General features: G+C 60.6%; 14 protein-coding genes. 9 read left to right on the forward strand and 5 right to left on the reverse strand.

From position 1 onward, the window contains the following. Positions 1-263: 263 nt before the first annotated feature. Positions 264-1,856, reverse strand: coding sequence for a GMC family oxidoreductase (locus G7047_RS20015; RefSeq protein WP_166309410.1), 1,593 nt, complete (start codon positions 1,854-1,856; stop codon positions 264-266). Positions 1,857-1,988: 132 nt separating this feature from the next. On the opposite strand from G7047_RS20015, the gene G7047_RS20020 reads away from it, so the two are divergent. From G7047_RS20020 to G7047_RS20040, 5 genes are all read left to right on the forward strand, one after another. Further along, a complete protein-coding gene (locus G7047_RS20020) occupies positions 1,989-2,837 on the forward strand; it encodes a 3-hydroxybutyryl-CoA dehydrogenase (protein ID WP_166309412.1) in 849 nt (282 codons plus the stop codon). Between the two features lie 308 nt (positions 2,838-3,145). Continuing rightward, positions 3,146-3,964, forward strand: a complete 819-nt coding sequence (locus G7047_RS20025; protein ID WP_166309414.1) for an aldolase/citrate lyase family protein — start codon at positions 3,146-3,148, stop codon at positions 3,962-3,964. 116 nt (positions 3,965-4,080) lie between these two features. Beyond that, entirely contained in the window at positions 4,081-4,842 is a 762-nt protein-coding gene (locus G7047_RS20030) for a metallophosphoesterase (RefSeq protein ID WP_166309416.1), read from the forward strand. A gap of 154 nt (positions 4,843-4,996) precedes the next feature. Next, complete coding sequence (locus G7047_RS20035; RefSeq protein ID WP_166309418.1) at positions 4,997-6,469, forward strand: bifunctional serine/threonine-protein kinase/universal stress protein; 1,473 nt, start codon at positions 4,997-4,999, stop codon at positions 6,467-6,469. Positions 6,470-6,505: 36 nt separating this feature from the next. Beyond that, positions 6,506-7,525 (forward strand): serine/threonine protein kinase, encoded by a 1,020-nt coding sequence (locus G7047_RS20040; protein ID WP_166309420.1) that lies wholly within the window; start codon positions 6,506-6,508, stop codon positions 7,523-7,525. A 27-nt stretch (positions 7,526-7,552) separates the two neighbouring features. Here G7047_RS20040 and G7047_RS20045 read toward each other — a convergent pair whose 3' ends face one another. From G7047_RS20045 to htpG, 4 genes are all read right to left on the reverse strand, one after another. After that, positions 7,553-8,266, reverse strand: coding sequence for an ankyrin repeat domain-containing protein (locus tag G7047_RS20045; protein WP_166309422.1), 714 nt, complete (start codon positions 8,264-8,266; stop codon positions 7,553-7,555). A gap of 92 nt (positions 8,267-8,358) precedes the next feature. Further along, positions 8,359-9,048: an exosortase H-associated membrane protein gene (locus G7047_RS20050; RefSeq protein WP_240939199.1), complete on the reverse strand. Its 690-nt coding sequence runs from the start codon at positions 9,046-9,048 to the stop codon at positions 8,359-8,361. Positions 9,049-9,088: 40 nt separating this feature from the next. Further along, positions 9,089-9,709, reverse strand: a complete 621-nt coding sequence (gene xrtH, locus G7047_RS20055) for an exosortase H (protein ID WP_166309424.1) — start codon at positions 9,707-9,709, stop codon at positions 9,089-9,091. A gap of 137 nt (positions 9,710-9,846) precedes the next feature. Continuing rightward, the gene (gene htpG, locus G7047_RS20060; RefSeq protein ID WP_166309426.1) at positions 9,847-11,799 is read right to left on the reverse strand and encodes a molecular chaperone HtpG; all 1,953 of its coding nucleotides are present in this window, start codon (positions 11,797-11,799) and stop codon (positions 9,847-9,849) included. An 804-nt stretch (positions 11,800-12,603) separates the two neighbouring features. On the opposite strand from htpG, the gene G7047_RS20065 reads away from it, so the two are divergent. From G7047_RS20065 to G7047_RS20080, 4 genes are all read left to right on the forward strand, one after another. Further along, on the forward strand, positions 12,604-13,113 hold the full coding sequence (locus tag G7047_RS20065; protein WP_166309428.1) for a spore coat U domain-containing protein: 510 nt from the start codon (positions 12,604-12,606) through the stop codon (positions 13,111-13,113). Positions 13,114-13,217: 104 nt separating this feature from the next. Further along, entirely contained in the window at positions 13,218-13,952 is a 735-nt protein-coding gene (locus G7047_RS20070) for a molecular chaperone (RefSeq protein ID WP_166309430.1), read from the forward strand. Beyond that, positions 13,936-16,419: a fimbria/pilus outer membrane usher protein gene (locus tag G7047_RS20075; protein ID WP_166309432.1), complete on the forward strand. Its 2,484-nt coding sequence runs from the start codon at positions 13,936-13,938 to the stop codon at positions 16,417-16,419. Before G7047_RS20070 ends, G7047_RS20075 begins: the two co-directional genes overlap by 17 nt. After that, a complete protein-coding gene (locus G7047_RS20080; protein ID WP_166309434.1) occupies positions 16,416-17,438 on the forward strand; it encodes a spore coat protein U domain-containing protein in 1,023 nt (340 codons plus the stop codon). Before G7047_RS20075 ends, G7047_RS20080 begins: the two co-directional genes overlap by 4 nt. Positions 17,439-17,442 lie beyond the last annotated feature (4 nt).

The raw sequence follows: 17,442 nt of genomic DNA on the forward strand, positions 1-17,442 counted from the left end.
CTCTGGAAAAAGGGCAGTGGGCATTTACGCCCCAACCCAACTCTGCAAACGCCCCGGCACGAGCGAAGCGATGTGCCGCAAACACCTCTTTCACAACTGATTTCCGGCGGTTGTCCGAGCAGAGTGACGAAGGAACGCCGCGAGTTTCGCCGGATGACTTCAAAGCGCATTTTTGGTGACTTTTTGGGCAAGACCAAAAAGTTACTGCCCCGCCGGGGGCAGTCCCGGCCTCTGAACCAAACCACCCAGCAGAAGCAAAAAAATCAAAGAGAAGAAGAACGAATCAAATCCACAGCCCTCTCTGCGATCATGATCACAGGAGCATTCGTGTTCCCACTCACCACCCGTGGCATGACCGAAGCATCCACCACCCGCAACCCCTGTACCCCATGCACCCGCAACTCGGCGTCCACAACGTCGAGCGCGCCCACCCCCATACGGCAACTGCCGACCGGGTGGTAAATCGTATCCGCATAGTTGCGTATGTACTCGGCGATCTGCTCGTCGCTCTGCGCACTAGCTGAATACTCCAGCTCCTTGCCGCCGAGACTAGCGAGCGCCGGTTGCGCCAAGATCCGCCGCATCGTCTTCACCGCAACGATCATCTTCTGCATGTCCTCGGGGTCGGCAAAGAACGCCGGATCGATCAGCGGCGCAGCGAGCGCGTCGGCGCTGGCCAACGTGACCCGACCTCGGCTCTTGGGTTGGAGAAGGCAGATATGGCAGGAGTAACCATGTCCCCAGACCGTCTTGCGGCCATGGTCGAGTAGCTTGCCAACGACGAAGTGCAGTTGCAGATCGGGCACCGCTTCGCTTTCGTGGCTTTTGATGAAACCACCCGCCTCGGCAAAGTTGGTGGTCAGCATGCCGGTGCGCTGTGAATTCCATTCGAACACGCCGCGCACCAGATTGGCCGCGCCTTTGATGGACAAGCCGAACGAGTCGGTGAGCTGCGCGCCATCGACCACGGTCACCACATCGGGATGGTCGTGCAAATGTTCGCCGACGCCCGGAAGATCGTGCACGACATTGATACCGAGCTTTTGCAGATCCGCGCCGTTGCCTATGCCCGAGAGCATCAATATCTGCGGTGACAGCAGCGCGCCCGCGCTGAGCAGCACCTCGCGTGTGGCGCGTTCGGAGTGCAGCGCGCCGCCCTTGAAATACTGAACGCCCACCGCACGCTTGCCCTCCATGAGGATGCGCGTGACCTGCGCACCCGTCACCACTTGCAGGTTGGAACGTGAAAGGTGTGGAGTGAGATAGGCCTTGGCGGCGCTGAAGCGTTCGCCGTTCTTGTGGGTGACCTGGTACAGCCCCACGCCTTCAACCTCTGGGCCGTTGAAATCGTGGTTGTGCGTATGCCCCGCTTGAACACAGGCATCCACAAAGGCATGGCTCAGCGGATTCGGGCTGCGCAAATCGGCCACGTTGAGAGGGCCGCCCGCTCCGTGCAAATCATCGGCGCCGCGCTCGTTGTTCTCGGCGCGCTTGAAGTACGGCAGCACATCGCGCCAACCCCAGCCCGCATTGCCCTGCTCGGCCCAGTGGTCGTAATCGCTCGCATGGCCGCGCGCGTAGATCATGGCGTTGATGGAGCTTGAGCCGCCCAGCGTCTTGCCGCGCGGCTGGTACCCGCGCCGCCCGCCCAGCCCCGGCTGCGGCGTGGTCGACAGCTTCCAGTTGTTGGCACCGGTCTTGGCCATGACGGCCAGACCCGCCGGGCAGTGAATCAACACGCTGCTGTCGGGCCCACCTGCTTCGATCAGGCAGACGCGCACCTGCGGATCCTCGCTCAGACGCCCCGCAAGCACCGAGCCAGCCGATCCCCCACCCACCACGATGTAGTCGAACATGTGACACCCGTCTCCGTTGAAAAAGCGAGCCTGCGCTTTTTTGCCGATACCATGTATGGTTGCGCTGCAGCATTGTGTGCGGCCACCTACCAACCAACCCATTTTCTTTTTTCTCTACAAAGCAGACTTTATATGACGATTTTTACCGTGGGCATCATTGGCGCTGGCACGATGGGCAATGGCATTGCGCAGGCGTGTGCAGTTTCTGGCATCAACGTGGTGATGGTGGACATCTCCGACGCAGCCGTGCAAAAGGGCATCGCCACCGTCGCCGGAAGCCTCGACCGCCTGATCAAGAAGGAAAAGATCTCGGAAGCCGACAAGGCCGCAGCCCTCGCCCGCATTAAGGGCTCGACCAACTACGACGACCTCAAGGCCACTCAGATCGTGATCGAGGCCGCAACCGAAAACTTCGACCTCAAGGTCAAGATCCTCAAGCAAGTCGACGCCCTGCTCGCACCCGAAGTGCTGCTGGCCTCGAACACCTCGTCGATCTCGATCACCAAGCTGGCAGCCGTGACCAGCCGCGCCGACCGCTTCATCGGCATGCACTTCTTCAACCCCGTGCCGATGATGGCGCTGGTCGAAATCATCCGTGGCCTGCAGACGTCAGACGACACGCACGCTGCAGTGAAGACCCTGTCCGAGCGCCTCGGCAAGAGCCCGATCACCGTGAAGAACGCCCCCGGCTTCGTCGTCAACCGCATTCTGGTGCCGATGATCAACGAAGCCTTCTTCGTGCTCGCCGAAGGCTCTGCCACCGCCGAAGACATCGACGCCGGCATGAAGCTCGGCTGCAACCAGCCCATCGGCCCACTGGCCTTGGCTGACATGATCGGCCTCGACGTCTGTCTGGCCGTGATGGACGTGTACCTCGATGAATTCGGCGACAGCAAGTACCGCCCCTGCCCATTGCTCAAGGAAATGGTTGCCGCAGGCCGCCTGGGCCGCAAGACCGGCCAAGGCGTGTATAAATACTGAGTGAAAATAATGAGCGGCAAGGGATGAGGAACGGCCGCAGTCACCCTCACCCCAGCCCTCTCCCGCCAGCGGGAGATGCAGGCACGAGCGAAGCGACGTGCCGAAAGCACCTCTTCCCAACTGATTTCCGGCGGTTGTCCGAGCGGAGTGACGAAGGAACGCAGCGAGTTCCGCCGGAGGTATTGAAAGCGCGTTTTGGGTTATTTTTTGCGCGCAAGCAAAAAGTGACTCCGCCGCCGGGCGGAACTCCCGGCCCCTGAACCAAACCACCCAGCCGAAGCTGAAACGGAAACAGAAGGAGCCCAGTCATGCCGACCCCCAACCCCTTCAAAAAGGCACTGACCGCGGGCCACCCACAAATAGGCATCTGGTCCACACTAGCATCGCCATTGGTAGCAGAGCTCCTAGCCGGCTCAGGCTTCGACTGGATCCTCCTCGACACAGAACACGCCCCCAACGACGTCCCGCTGATGGTCCCCCACCTGCAGGCGGTATCAGCCGCTGCCGTGACACCGCAACAAAAGAGAACGCATCCCGTCATCCGCCCCGCGTGGAACGACCACGTTCTCATCAAACGCTACCTGGATATAGGCGCCCAGACCCTGCTGATCCCCTTCGTGCAGAACGCAGACGAAGCACAGGCAGCGGTGAACGCCATCCGCTACGCCCCAAACGGCGTGCGCGGCCTCGGCGGATCGGTGCGCGCCTCCAACTTCGGCCGTGACGCCCACTACATCCGCGACGCCGAAAAGGAGCTGTGCCTGCTGGTGCAGGTGGAGACCAAGGAAGCGCTCGCCCAGATCGAGGCCATCGCGGCGGTGGATGGCGTGGACGGCATCTTCATCGGCCCGTCCGATCTCTCGGCCAGCATGGGCCACCCCGGTCAGCCCAACCATCCCGAGGTGCGCACCGCCATCGACGACGCCATCCGCCGCATTCGAGCCACCGGCAAGGCGCCCGGCATCCTGCAGGTCAACGAGGAACGTGCACGCGAATGCCTTGCACTCGGTGCGCTGTTTGTGGCCGTGGCGCTCGATATGGTGCTGCTGCGCGAGGCCGCCGATGGCTGCGCCGCACGCTTTCGCGAGAGCGGCGATGGCACGTCGATTGCACGAAGCACCTATTGAGTAGCTCAAATTGGTAGTGAACCACTTGCCCGAAATGCACCTCTAATCCACTAGGGAATGCAAGCGTGGAATCAGCTTGTGCCCTCATCATGTGCAGATAGCCACTCGCACTGCGCATGAAATACGCTCTTCTCGCCGATCTGCACTCCAATCTGCATGCGCTGGACGCCTGCCTGGAGCATGCGCGCGCCCATGATGCGCAGCAGTTCGCGTTTCTCGGCGATCTGGTCGGCTATGGCGGCAACCCCGCACAGGTGCTTGACCGGGTGATGGGTCTGGTCTCTTGCGGCGCGCTGTGTGTGCGCGGCAACCACGAGCACATGGCGCTCAACCCGCCCGCGGTCATCCGGCAGGTGCAGGACGAAGGAGCGGCATGGACGCACGACCAGCTCCAGCCGCTGCACAAAAGCTTTCTCGAGAACCTGCCGCTCACCGTCAAGCTCGAGCAAGACGTGCTGATCGCCCACGCCAGCGCCGATTCGCCGGGCAACTGGCACTACGTGAGCGACAGCGGCGCGGCCGAGCGCTGCATGCGCGCTGCGGCCGAACAGGACGCCACCATCCGCTACGTCTTTGTGGGCCATGTGCATACGCAGTCCTTGTATTTTTTGACGCCCACCGCCAAGCTGATGCGCTTCAACCCCGAACCCGGCGTGCCCGTACCGGTGCCGCCGCACCGGCAATGGCTGGCGGTCGTGGGCTCCTGCGGCCAGCCGCGTGACCGCGACCCGCGTGCCATGTACACGATGTACGACAGCGACGCGGCGACGCTCACCTTTCACCGCGTGGTCTACGACCACATGGCGGCGGCGGCGGCGGTGCGGCACACACATGCCATGCCGCCGCACTTTGCCGACCGGCTGGAATGGGGGCTATGAACCCACTGGTCATCGCAGAAAAACAGATAAATAGTCACAACGGCAGAGACGCACAGAACGTCTCGCCGCATCGTTGATCGCTCCAAGAGTGAGCCGAATAAATACAAGATCAACGGTTTGAATTTCCCGCTCCTTCACGTCCTCGTTCGCTGACATGAAAATGCTGACTCCGGGAACCGAGATCGATGGCTTCATCGTTCATGAATGTGTGCATGCGGGGGGCATGGCGCACATCTATCACGTGACTTATGCACAGAGTGCGCGCGACCCCGGCTTTCCGCTGGTGATGAAGATTCCGCGCATGGCCACGGGCGATGGCGCCGAGAATATCGTGAGCTTCGAGGTGGAGCTGCTGATCCACCCCACGCTCTCCGGCCCGCATGTGCCGCGCTTTGTGGCCGCGGGCGATCTCATGCGACTGCCCTACATCGTCATGGAATACCTCGAAGGCCAGACACTGCAGCAGTGGCTGGACGCCAATCCGCGCGGCGCCATCGACGAGATCGCGCTGATCGCCAACGCCATCGCGTGGGCCGTGCACAGCCTGCATCAACAGCATGTCTGCCACCTCGACCTCAAGCCCGCCAACGTGCTGCTCAAGCCCGACGGCACGGCGGCGCTGCTGGACTTCGGGCTCTCCTGCCACTCCCACTATCCCGATTTGCTCGCCGAGGAAATGAGGAGCGCCGTGGGCTCACCCGCGTGGATCGCGCCCGAGCAGATCGTCGGCGTGCGCGGCGATGTGCGCAGCGACCTCTTCGCCATCGGCGTGATGCTCTACGAGATGGTGACGGGCGAACTGCCCTTCGGCGCGCCGACCACGCAGGGCGGCCTGCGCCAGCGTCTGTGGATGACGCCGACGCCACCGCTTCAACTGCGAAACGACGTGCCGTCATGGCTGCAGGAAATCATCCTGCGCTGTCTCGAGCCCGAGGCCGCACAGCGCTACCCCTCGGCCGCGCATCTGGCCTTCGATCTCACGCATCCCGAGCACGTACCCGTCACAGAACGCGGCGACCGCAGGAACGCTCCCGGCGCACGCTCGCAGTTCAAGCGCTGGATCAAGGCGGCTGGCATGCACTACCAGCCCAGTCCCCTGCCCAAGGAGCAACTGCAGGAGGTGCCCATCCTCATGGTCGCCGTGCCCCATCAAGACGTGAGCGACGCCACCATGTATTCGCTGCGCCAAGCGGTGAACCGCTCGCTCGGCATTCGGCCCGGCGCGCGGCTGGCCTGCGTGACGGTGATCTCACCCTCAGCCAGCAACACCAGCCAGCACGAACGCAGCGAAACCACATTGCACCGCACGCACCTCGCGCGGCTCAAGCAATGGACCGCCACGCTCAATCTGGTGGGCCACAGTGCAAGCTGCCATGTGCTCGAATCGGGCGACGTGGCGCAAGCCCTCGTGCGCTATGCGCGCGGCAATCAGGTCACGATGATCATCATGGGCGCGGCCACACACGGCCTGCAAATGCAGCGTTTCGTCGACACCGTGCCGATCCGCGTGGTGCGCGACGCCCCCTGCACCGTGATTCTGGTGAAGCAGCAACTTCCCTTCCACGCACTGGCCGCAGCCCCCGCCGCCGACGAAGCTTCGTACCCGCAAACTCGCGCTGCCATGTGAGCGCGAGGGCCATCGGCGGCTGCGACAATAGCCCGCATGCACACCGATGACTCCAGCGCCAGCCCCGCACAGCACCCGTATTCCCCGCTCACGCCCGATCTGGTGCTCGACGCGCTCGCCGAGCTCGGCATGTATGGCGATGGTCGACTGATGGCGCTGGGCTCGTATGAGAACCGTGTCTATCAGGTCTCGCTCGAAGACGGCGCGCGCGTGGTCACCAAGTTCTACCGGCCCGAGCGCTGGAGCGATCCGCAGATCCTCGAAGAACACGCCTTCGCCCTTGAACTCGCGGCCGCCGAAGTGCCTATGGTAGCGCCGCTGGTGCTCAACGGCAAAACGCTGCACCACCACGCGGGCTTCGCGTTTTCGGTGAGTCCGTGGCGCGGCGGGCGCACGCCCGAGCTTGATGATTTTGAGACGCTGGAATGGATAGGCCGCTTTCTCGCGCGCATCCACACGGTGGGCAGCCAACGGCCTTTCACGCTGCGCCCGACGCTTGATGTGCAGGCCTTCGGCATCGACAGCCGCGAATGGCTGCTGTCGCACCATGGCATTCCGCTCGATCAGGAAAGCGGCTGGCACAAGGCCTGCGACGAGGCACTCGCGATCATCACCGAGAAGATGAACGCGCACCGCTTCACCCCGCTGCGCCTGCATGGCGACTGCCACCCCGGCAACGTGCTGTGGACGCCGGTGGACGACAACGGCCACGGCGGTCCGCATTTCGTTGATCTGGATGACGCGCGCATGGGACCTGCCGTGCAGGACCTGTGGATGCTGCTCTCGGGCGAGCGCGCACAGCGCGGCATGCAGCTGTCCACGCTGCTGGAAGGCTACGAGCAGTTCCGCGATTTCGACCGCCGCGAGCTCTCGCTGATCGAGCCGCTGCGCACGCTGCGCCTAATCCACTACAGCGCGTGGCTTGCCCGGCGCTTCAGCGACCCGATCTTTCCGATCAACTTCCCTTGGTTCGGATCAAGTGACTACTGGCGCGGCCAGATCGACATGCTCATCGAGCAGATCGAGGCCATGCAGGAAGAACCGTTGATGGTGTGACGCGCGTGCGGCGCGTATTCAGCGCTCTCAGCGCGCGCCCGCAGCCGTCAGCAGCGCAGTCACGGCCCCTTGATTGCGCTGGCGCGCATGGGCGAGCGGCGTGATGCCGTCCTTGTCTGCCAGATTCACGTCGGCCCCGGCGGCGATCACGTCGCGCACGATCTGCTGATGCGCCTCGCCACCGTTGCCAAGCACGACGGCCTCCATCAGGCAAGTCCAGCCGAGACGGTTCACATGGTTCACGTCAACGCCGGCATCGATCAGTGCCTTGGCCGTGGCAACATGGCCGCGCTCGCAGGCGGGAATCAGCGCTGTGCCGCCATATCTGTTCGTGCTTTTCAGATCGGCGCCGCGCGACAGTGTCATGCGCAGAATCTCGAGATGCCCGCGCGCACCAGCCAGCAGATAGGCACTGTCCTGCTGCGCGTTCTGGATGTTCACATCCGCACCATGCAGGATCAGTGAACGCGCCACTTCAATGTGGTTGCCAGCCGTCGCCAACAGCAGCGGCGTATTGCCATCGACGTCCCGTGCATTCACGGGAGCATCCTTCGCGAGCAGCTTGCGCACTGCAAGCTCATCGCCCACGCGCGCGAACTTGAGCAATTGTTCGCCAAGCGCCTTGCCGTGCACGGCCTTTCTGTGAGCCAACTCGGTAGTTGCCGCAGCAGTCTGCTGATGGGCCTCATCGGTGACGGCGTGCACCGCTTGTCTGGCCGGCGTCTGTGCGAATGACGCCATGTGCGCAGTCAGCAGCCCCGCCAAGAGAATCCCAGAAGCCGATGTCGATTTCAATGTTAGTTTCAATGTCTTCTGCGTCGTCTTTGTTTGCATTACTTCTGGCTGACCGGTGCCTTGGCCTTGAGCGAACGCTTCCAGCCGTTGACGATCACATCGCCAAAGAACTTGCGGTCCAGCAGCAGCCACACCAGCACGGGAGCCAATGTAGGCAGCACCAGCACGCCCACTTGGTAACCGAAGACGATGGACTCGACCTGCCAAGAGTCGACGCGCAGCGTGCGAATGTCGAGCTTCGCGGCCACCAGCACCTGCATGAGCAGGTACATCACCAAGCTGAAGCTCTGGATCGGCAACAGGATCAAATACCCGCCAATCGCCTTCGACAAGCGACCCGGTGCGCGGTTGGCCGCATAGGCGGCAAACACCAGTGCCAGAAAGATCGGCAGACCAAAGGCATAGCGACCCGGATCAGCATCCACCACCACATCGGCGGTCTGCCCTCCGGCATTGGGCACAACCACACCCACACTGGTGTCCACCTCGATCTGACCGGGCTTCTTGTGCACCGCGCGCACCCACATCGGCGCGACTTCTTCGAGCGCCACATGGGACAGCAGCGCAATCGGGTACGAAGTCCATGGCGTGATCTTGGTCCACAGCAGCGTGAGCAAAATCATTCCCGCAAAAGCGAAGATCACAAAGCGCGGCAGCACCTTGCTCTTGGCTGCTGGGACGTTTTCTTCGATGGCTGATGATGCTGTCGTTGTCGCCTGTTCTGTCATGTCACTGCTCCCTCGATCCCTCTGATTCACTTTAACCGCATCAGACCGATGGCCGTGGCCGTGCCTGCGGCGACAGGTCCAACGAATGGCTGACGGTACCCTCTCCATGACCCATGCGTGGGGCGCTCGACACCACGGGCGGTGCAGGCGGTTCGTCGGGTGGAGGCGGTTCGTTGGCGGCGCGCTCCTTGGAGCCCGCACGCACCCACAGCAGCCAGACGATCAGCACGTCCAGCATGATCAGGCCCTGCCAGAGGAATTCGTGTGCGAAGTTGAACACCGACATGTTCCATTGACCGAGGTAGAACAGGCTGATCACGCGCACCACGTTGAGCGCCTGAATGGCAACGAAGCCGACGACGAAGCCCACCAGCTTGTGGCGCCAGCTGGATGGAAACGCGATGATCGCCGCAAACAGCACGATGCAGGCCTCAATGCCATTGCAACCCGCCTCGATGGAAACGCCAAACCCCGTCGCGCTGTTCCACAGCACCTTGCCCTGAGCCGTCGCGGTATCGTCGAACCAGACCACCAGTTCGGAGCAGATCTTGGCGAGCAACGCCGTCCACGGCAGCACGATGTGCTGCTGCACCCAGTTGAGCATATTCAGGCCGAACAGCGTCAGCTGAATGGAAAGAAATAACAGGAAGAAACGCAACATATCCGTGAATGGTCCCTGAGCATGTTCGCGAGTTTTCGCAATGCAAAAAAATGCCATGCAACTCGAAGTTACACGGCATTTTCATCCAAACCGGCCGATCAGGCCATCACTGTGGTCGGATCAGGGCTTTGGCCGAGTCAAACAAGCAACGCATTCACGCGTTTGACATACGCAGCCGGGTCTTCAGGCATACCACCCTCGGCCAGCAGCGCCTGATCGAACAGGATGTGCGCCAGGTCATTGAAGTGCACCGAGCCATCGAGCTTCTTGACCAAGGGGTGATCCGGGTTCACTTCCAGCACCGGCTTGCTCTGCGGAATCGCCTGACCGGCCTGCTTGAGCATGCGGGCGAGCTGAGCGCTCATGCCGCCGTCCTGCACCACGATGCAAGCGGGCGAATCGACCAAGCGGGTCGTGGCGCGCACGTCGTCCACCTCGTTCTTGAGCGCCTCCTTGAGCTTGGCGAGCATCGGCTTGAAGGCCTCGGCGGCCTCTTCGGCAGCCTTCTTTTCGGCCTCGTCCTGCAGCTTGCCCAGATCCACCGCCCCCTTGGCGACCGACTGCAGCGGCGTGCCGTCGAATTCGTTCAGATAGTTCAGCGCCCACTCGTCCACGCGGTCGGTCATCAGTAGAACTTCGATGCCCTTCTTCTTGAACACTTCGAGCTGTGGGCTGTTCTTGGCAGCAGCCAGCGTGTCGGCGGTGATGTAGTAGATCGATTCCTGACCGTCCTTCATCCGCGCCTTGTAGTCGGCGAACGACACGCTCACCGTGTCGGTGGTCGAGGACGCGAATCGCAGCAGCTTGGCGATGCGCTCGGCATTGCCGAAATCCTCGCCCAGACCTTCCTTGAGCACTGCACCGAACTCTCCGTAGAACTTGGTGTATTTGCCTTCCTTGGCCTTGTCGTCGTCGCTGACCACATCAGTCACGTCCTCGGCGTTCGTCGAAGTGGCTTCATGCTGATCGTGCTTGGCCAGATCTTCAAGCATCGACAGCACGCGGCGTGTGTTGCCGTCGCGGATCAGGCGCACGTCACGGCTTTCCTGCAGCAGTTCACGGCTCACGTTGAGCGGTAGGTCGGCTGAATCGATCACGCCCTTCACGAAGCGCATGTAACTCGGCATCAGCGCCTCGGCGTCGTCCATGATGAATACGCGCTTGACATAGAGCTTCACGCCCGCCTTCTTGTCGCGGTTCCACAGATCCGTCGGCGCGTGCGAGGGGATGTACAGCAGTTGCGTGTACTCCGTGTTGCCTTCCACCCGATTGTGGCTCCAGGTCAACGGAGCCTCATGGTCGTGGCTGATGGCCTTGTAGAAATCAACGTACTGCTCCGGCGTGATGTCCTTCTTGGGACGCGTCCACAGCGCGCTCGCCTGGTTCACGGTTTCCCATTCACCGGTCTTGACCATGTCGCCGGGCTGATCGTTCTCGCCCTCTTTCCACTCTTCCTTTTCCATGAGGATGGGCAGGCTGATGTGGTCGGAATACTTACTGACGAGCGCCTTGAGCTTCCAGGCGTTCAGGAACTCCTCGGCGTCTTCGCGCAGATGCAGCGTGATCGCCGTGCCGCGCTCGGCCCGCTCGATCTGCTCGACCTCAAAGTCCCCCGAACCGCCGCTCACCCAGCGCACGCCTTCGCTCGCGGGCAGGCCCGCACGGCGCGACTCGACGCTGATCTTGTCGGCCACGATGAAGCCCGAATAGAAGCCCACGCCGAACTGACCGATGAGCTGCGAATCCGACTTCTGATCACCCGAGAGCTTGCTCATGAAGTCCTTGGTGCCGCTCTTGGCGATGGTGCCCAGATTGTCGATGGCCTCCTGCTCGCTCATGCCGATGCCGGTGTCGGCGATCGTGATCGTGCGCGCTTTGCTGTCGAAGGAAACGCGCACTTCCAGATTCGGCTGACCTTCATACAGATCGGGCTGATTCAGCGCCTCGAACCGCAGCTTGTCGCAAGCGTCCGACGCATTGGAGATCAGCTCGCGCAGGAAGATTTCCTTGTTGGAATACAGCGAATGGGTGACCAGATGCAGCAGTTGTGCCACTTCGGCCTGAAAGGAATGGGTGTGTTTGTTGCTCATTGGATATTTACGGAAAAGTCTCTTGTCCCGACGATGCGTCGCCCTTCGGGCAGGCATTTGCTAGCAATGCATGGCGGGCTGCCTCGGCGCCAAAACGCCTGCGGTCTACCGCCGAGCTAGCTGACAGATGGGGATGATGATTCGGAGTTCAAGTATTGCTGCGCAGCCACTAGCAAAGAGGGTGCGCTACGAAGATTGATAGGAATTAGCTTTTTTTAATTCAGTTACAGAAGAAACATCAAAGCCTTTCCCCCAACTGAGAGCGAAGGTGTTTCGGCAAAAATTCGCTCGAAGCCATTAGCGATATGTATCTTGAATAGAGGAATTTGTAAAAAAAATTGCACACGAACGATCGTGCGCAAAAATTCACAATAATGCTCATTTTTTCCAATACAGCTATCGATTCATCGCTATTGATTTCTGCAACCAAAATTAGCCAGCTATTAATTATTACAATTAGTAACTCTCAAAATGTAACTCAGCGTCAGCCTTTTGACGTAAATTCTCGTTGCCTTCAAATCTGACGATCTGTTTTATAAAACAATAGCTATTGCCTAAATTTGGCGCTATGCAAACGGAACGAGAGAAGGCAGATTCAGCGGTCTTTGCGGTGAACGGTTCTTGAACCCAAGGAAGACGGCGTCTGAATGCAAGGTGCAATTTGCACGTTGCACGCAGGCGACGACATCCCGAAGTCATCGGGGTCCGGCTGAGCAAGTCCTGTTTTAACAACCACCGCCCTGGGTGATGCCAAATCCATTTTTCTGCGCACACCGGGCACCCTTTCTCCGCAGGAGTTTTTTTATGTCTTTCAAGCGTTTTGCCATCTCTGCCGTCGTCGCCTCCGCTGCTGTTCTGTCGATGAATGCGGCCCAAGCCGCTGGTTCAGTCACTGGCACTTTCAATGTTTTGCTGACCGTTCAAGGCAAATGCCAGATCAGTACTGCGGCAACCGACATCGACTTCGGCACCTTGGACATGGGCGCCACAACTACCGTTCTGAACAACACGTTCTCCGTGCAATGCACCAAGGGCACCGTGTACTCGATCACACTGTCCCCCAAGAACGCAGGCGCTACTGAAAATTCGGGACAAATGAAGTCCGCTGCGAATGACATCATCAACTACACACTGCATACGGATCTGGCCGCCAACACAGCCTGGGGCAAAACGTCTGCAGTCGGCGGAACATCGAGCACCAGCTCGTCTGCGCCCGTTGTATTCAAGGCGTACGCCAAGGTCGCTGGCAACGTAGTTCCTGACGTTCCCGTCGGCGCTTACAAGGACACCGTCACAATCACCGTGACTTACTGATCCGAGTTCATTCATCCAGTCTGTCGATCCATCACATGGCTTATCCGCGTTTATCCACAGTTTCCCGGCTTCTGATTTCCGCGTGTTCGATCGGCAGTGCACTGGTGGCATTGCCCGTCAGTGCGGCGGGCCTCGAGGTGTCGCCAACGTCCTTGCAGATCGCATCACGCCAATCGGCAGATGGAATCACGCTGAGGAATGTGGGTGACGTGACCATGTATGCGCAGGTGCGCGTGTTCGCTTGGAGTCAGCAGAACAACGAAGATCTTCTTACGCCGAGCACTGCCCTCTCGGTAAGCCCGCCCATGGTGCAGATCGCTCCCGGTACGAGCCAGTTGCTGCGTGTGATCCGCTCCTCCGGCCTTCCTCCTTCGGGTACAGAAGAGACGTATCGGTTAATCATTGACGAGATTCCCGCGTCGAGCATCACCCCCGCAGCAGCCCAGGCGGCCGCATCCGGAGCATCCAATTCGACTGCTGCACCAGCAAAAGGCACCGCCCCAGCGCTGAGCTTCTACATGCGTTACTCGCTGCCGGTGTTCCTGGGCGACTCGTCGGATGCACCCCAAACCACGCTGACGTGGTCCTTGGCGAAATCCGCAAACGAATGGACCATCGGTGTCATCAACACCGGTGCAAACCGCGCACAGGTGGCCGACATCACCGCCGTTCTGCCGAGCGGCGAAAAGCAGGTGCTTATGTCCGGACTGGTGGGCTACGTTCTGGCGGGCCAATCGCGCCATTGGAATGTCCCTGCGCCTGCAAGCACCACGAAGATCGATCATTTCCAAGCCATGATCAACAGGACTGTGCAGCCGATCCATGTTTCCGCACCGTAAGCCGCGCTGGGTACGGTTGGCAATTGACTCGGCGATTGGCACCACGCTGGCAGCGAGCGCAGGCGCCTCGCTCAACGCACATGCTGCAGATGCCGCAGCTGTACGGGCCTCCGATCTCCCGCCGATTTCCGCACCTGACTTTTCCCGCCTGTCTGTGGATCGCCTGCCGGTGTATCTGGCAACGAAACTCAACACCCGCGACCAAGGCATGGCGCCAGCGCAAATGCGTGCAGGCACCGTTTGGATGCTGCGCGCCACACTCGTCGGCATGGGCGTAAAAAACTCCGGCCTAAGCGCCCCCCCCATCAATACCGACGGAGAGTGGCTAGAAATCTCGACCATTCCGGGGATCATGGTCGATTTCAATGCATCCCTGCAGAGCCTCGTGCTGACACTGCCCTTCGATGCGCTCAATTGGCAGCCCACCGACGTGCAGACGAATGAACGCCGCTCGCCGCGCGCAAGCTCCTCACCTGGCATTTTGGTGAACTATGACCTCTACGGCTGGGCGAACAGTCAGACGCGCTCGCTCAGCGCATCGACCGAGTTTCGCGCTTTCCGCGAAACATCTGTGATCAGCAGCACCATGCTCACGCGTTATCAGGACAGCAATGTGTCGATGAACGCAGGGGCATCCGCTTCTTCCTTCAGCAATGTTCGGCTGGACACCACTTTCAGCCGCTCGTTCCAGGACGAACTGCTCACGCTGCGCTTGGGCGATACGCTCACCGGTTCGCTGCCGTGGAGCCGTGCCACACGCATTGGAGGCATTCAGCTCGCGCGCAATTTCGCGCTGCAGCCATTCCAGACCACTGCGCCGATTCCCGCACTCATGGGAACCAGCGCGCTGCCCTCCGATGTGGCGCTCTACATCAACGGCATCAAGCAATACCAAGGCCAACTGCCTGCCGGGCCGTTTGTCCTCAATTCCATTCCGGGCCTGAGTGGCAGCGGCGGCGCCCAGGTCGTGCTGACCGATGCGCTGGGCCGTGCAACCACGCTGAATTTCAGCCTCTACCAAGCCAATCAGTTGTTGCGTCAAGGTCTGAGTGATTGGTCGGCAGAGTTTGGCTGGGTGCGCAAGAACTATGGCCTGTCATCATTCGACTATGGCTCCGATCCACTTGCCAGTGGCACCTGGCGCTATGGCCTGATCGACCAGCTCACACTGCAGAGTCACGCAGAAGTCTCGTCCAAGCTCGTGAACGCGGGCGGTGGCGCAGCATGGCAGATCGGCAATCTGGGAGTGGTCTCCGCAGCAGCTGCCAGTAGCCATTTCGAGAGCCAGAGCGGACACCTCGCGCGCCTTGACTACAACTGGAACAATCAGGCATTCAATATCGGCCTGTCCGGCACCCGCGCGAGCGAGCAGTACCGAGATGCGGCCTCGCTTTATGACAGCGGCCGTCTTGCGCGCTCAGGCAGTGCATTCTTCGGATACAACAGCCCCGACTTCGGCAATCTGAACGTTGGCTGGCTCTACCTGCGCAACTTCGGCACTACAGCGCAGCGTTACGCAACGCTCGGCTGGAGCCGCGCCATCGGCCAGCGCAGCTTCGTGAACGTGAACCTCAATCACAATCTGGACGACAGCAAACGCAGCAACGTGCAGTTCTTGTTGAGCTGGTATCTGGATGGCAATCTCAACCTCGGCACCTCCATCACGCACACCAACAACAGCACGCGCATTGCCGCCACGGCCAACCAACGCCCGCCCAGCGAAGGCGGTTGGGGTTGGAGTGCAATGGCTCAGAGCGGTGATGGCGGCCAAGGTCAGGTACAGGCGGATTACGTGGGTCGCAAGTTCGAAGCGACAGCCGCCGTATCGCACTCAGGCGGCACGACATCGGGAGCGCTCGGCGCATCCGGCGCTCTGGTGCTGATGAACGGACATGCATTCGCCAGCCGCCGCATCTATGACAGTTTCGCGGTCGTCAACACGAATGGCGTGCCCGACGTGCCGATCAAACGCGACAACCTGGTGATCGGCAGCACCGACGCAAACGGCGTGATGCTGGTGCCGCAGTTGTTGGCATACCAGAACACGAAGATTTCGATCGACCCCATGAGCCTGCCCGCGCAGATGCGCGTGCCGGATATCAACCAGTCCGCCGTGCCGACAGACCGCTCCGGCGTGCTCGTGAACTTCGATCTGAAGCCCGTGCATTCGGCCACGGTCGTTCTGCATGCCAGCGACCGCAAGCCCTTGCCGATCGGCAGCATCGTCACGGTAGCCAACGCGCAGGTCAGTGCAGTGGGTGCAGCAATGGATGACAGCGCCAATCGCCAGACCAGCATGGTGGGATACGACGGCGCGACTTTTTTGGACGCACTGCCGCCGCGAAGCCGCCTGACGGTCTATCTGCCTGATGGATCAAGCTGCAAAGCGGCACTCGACTGGCCAGGGGCCCAACCCAATGAAGTGCCCATCATCGGCCCGATCATCTGCAGGAAACAAGGAGAATGAACGTGTTTTCCATTCATCGCTCAGCACTCCATCGTGGCCGCAGATCCACATCGGCCATCGGACTGGTCATCGCGCTGGCAAGCCTGTACTCACAAGGCGCACATGCATCCCTTTCATGCTCGGCCACGGGAACTGACATCAATTTCACCAATGTGGTGCCGTGGGAGGCCTCCGGCTCTCTGACAGGCAGCATTACGGTGACATGCAGGAACAGCAGCTGGACTGACCTATCCCAGAATGTCAACGTGTGCCTGAGCATCGGCACCGGAGCGAACAGCAGCAGTTGGGATCCGCGCCGCCTTTTTCTCAATGGCAGCACAACGAAATACCTGGAGTTCCAGTTTTACCAACCCGATGGAACCATCTTTGGATCCTCCTTCAATCCGAAGCCGTACATGCTCAGCATGTATGTACCAGGGGGCGTATCGTCCAGGCAGCAGGTCGTGAACGTGCGCACGACGTTGCCAAGCCAGCGTGACGCCTTGATCATTCAGCGCGGGACATACACCGGGAATTTCCAAGGTGGTCATACCTTACTGGCTTTCACGTCTTCCTGGCTTGGAAACCCCACTGATTGCTCCAACCAGCAAACCTCGAACGGCACCTTTGGTTTCAATGTGACGGCCAACGTTGCCGATTACTGCTCCATTTCCGCCATCAACCCCATGTCCTTTGCCAGCGTTGCCGGTTTCGGCGACACCGAACGTCTGGCGTCTACCCAGATCGGGCTTCGCTGCACGCTCGATACGCCTTACAAGGTGAATCTCACACCATCCAACAACAATGGCAACGGTCAGGGCGCACTCAAGCGCACGACTGGAGGCAGCGAGACCGTGGCCTATTCGCTCTACAGCAATCCCGCACGCACCACACCATGGGGCAATCAGGTTTCGAACAACGTTGCAAAAACCGGTACAGGACAGCCGGATTCGATCCCTGTCTATGGCCGTGTGCCGGCCAATCTGGATGCCACTCCCGGCGACTACAGTGACAGCGTTCAGGTCACCGTCACCTACTAGGCTC

The organism is Diaphorobacter sp. HDW4A, from assembly GCF_011305995.1.
Classification (GTDB): Bacteria; Pseudomonadota; Gammaproteobacteria; order Burkholderiales; family Burkholderiaceae_C; genus Diaphorobacter_A.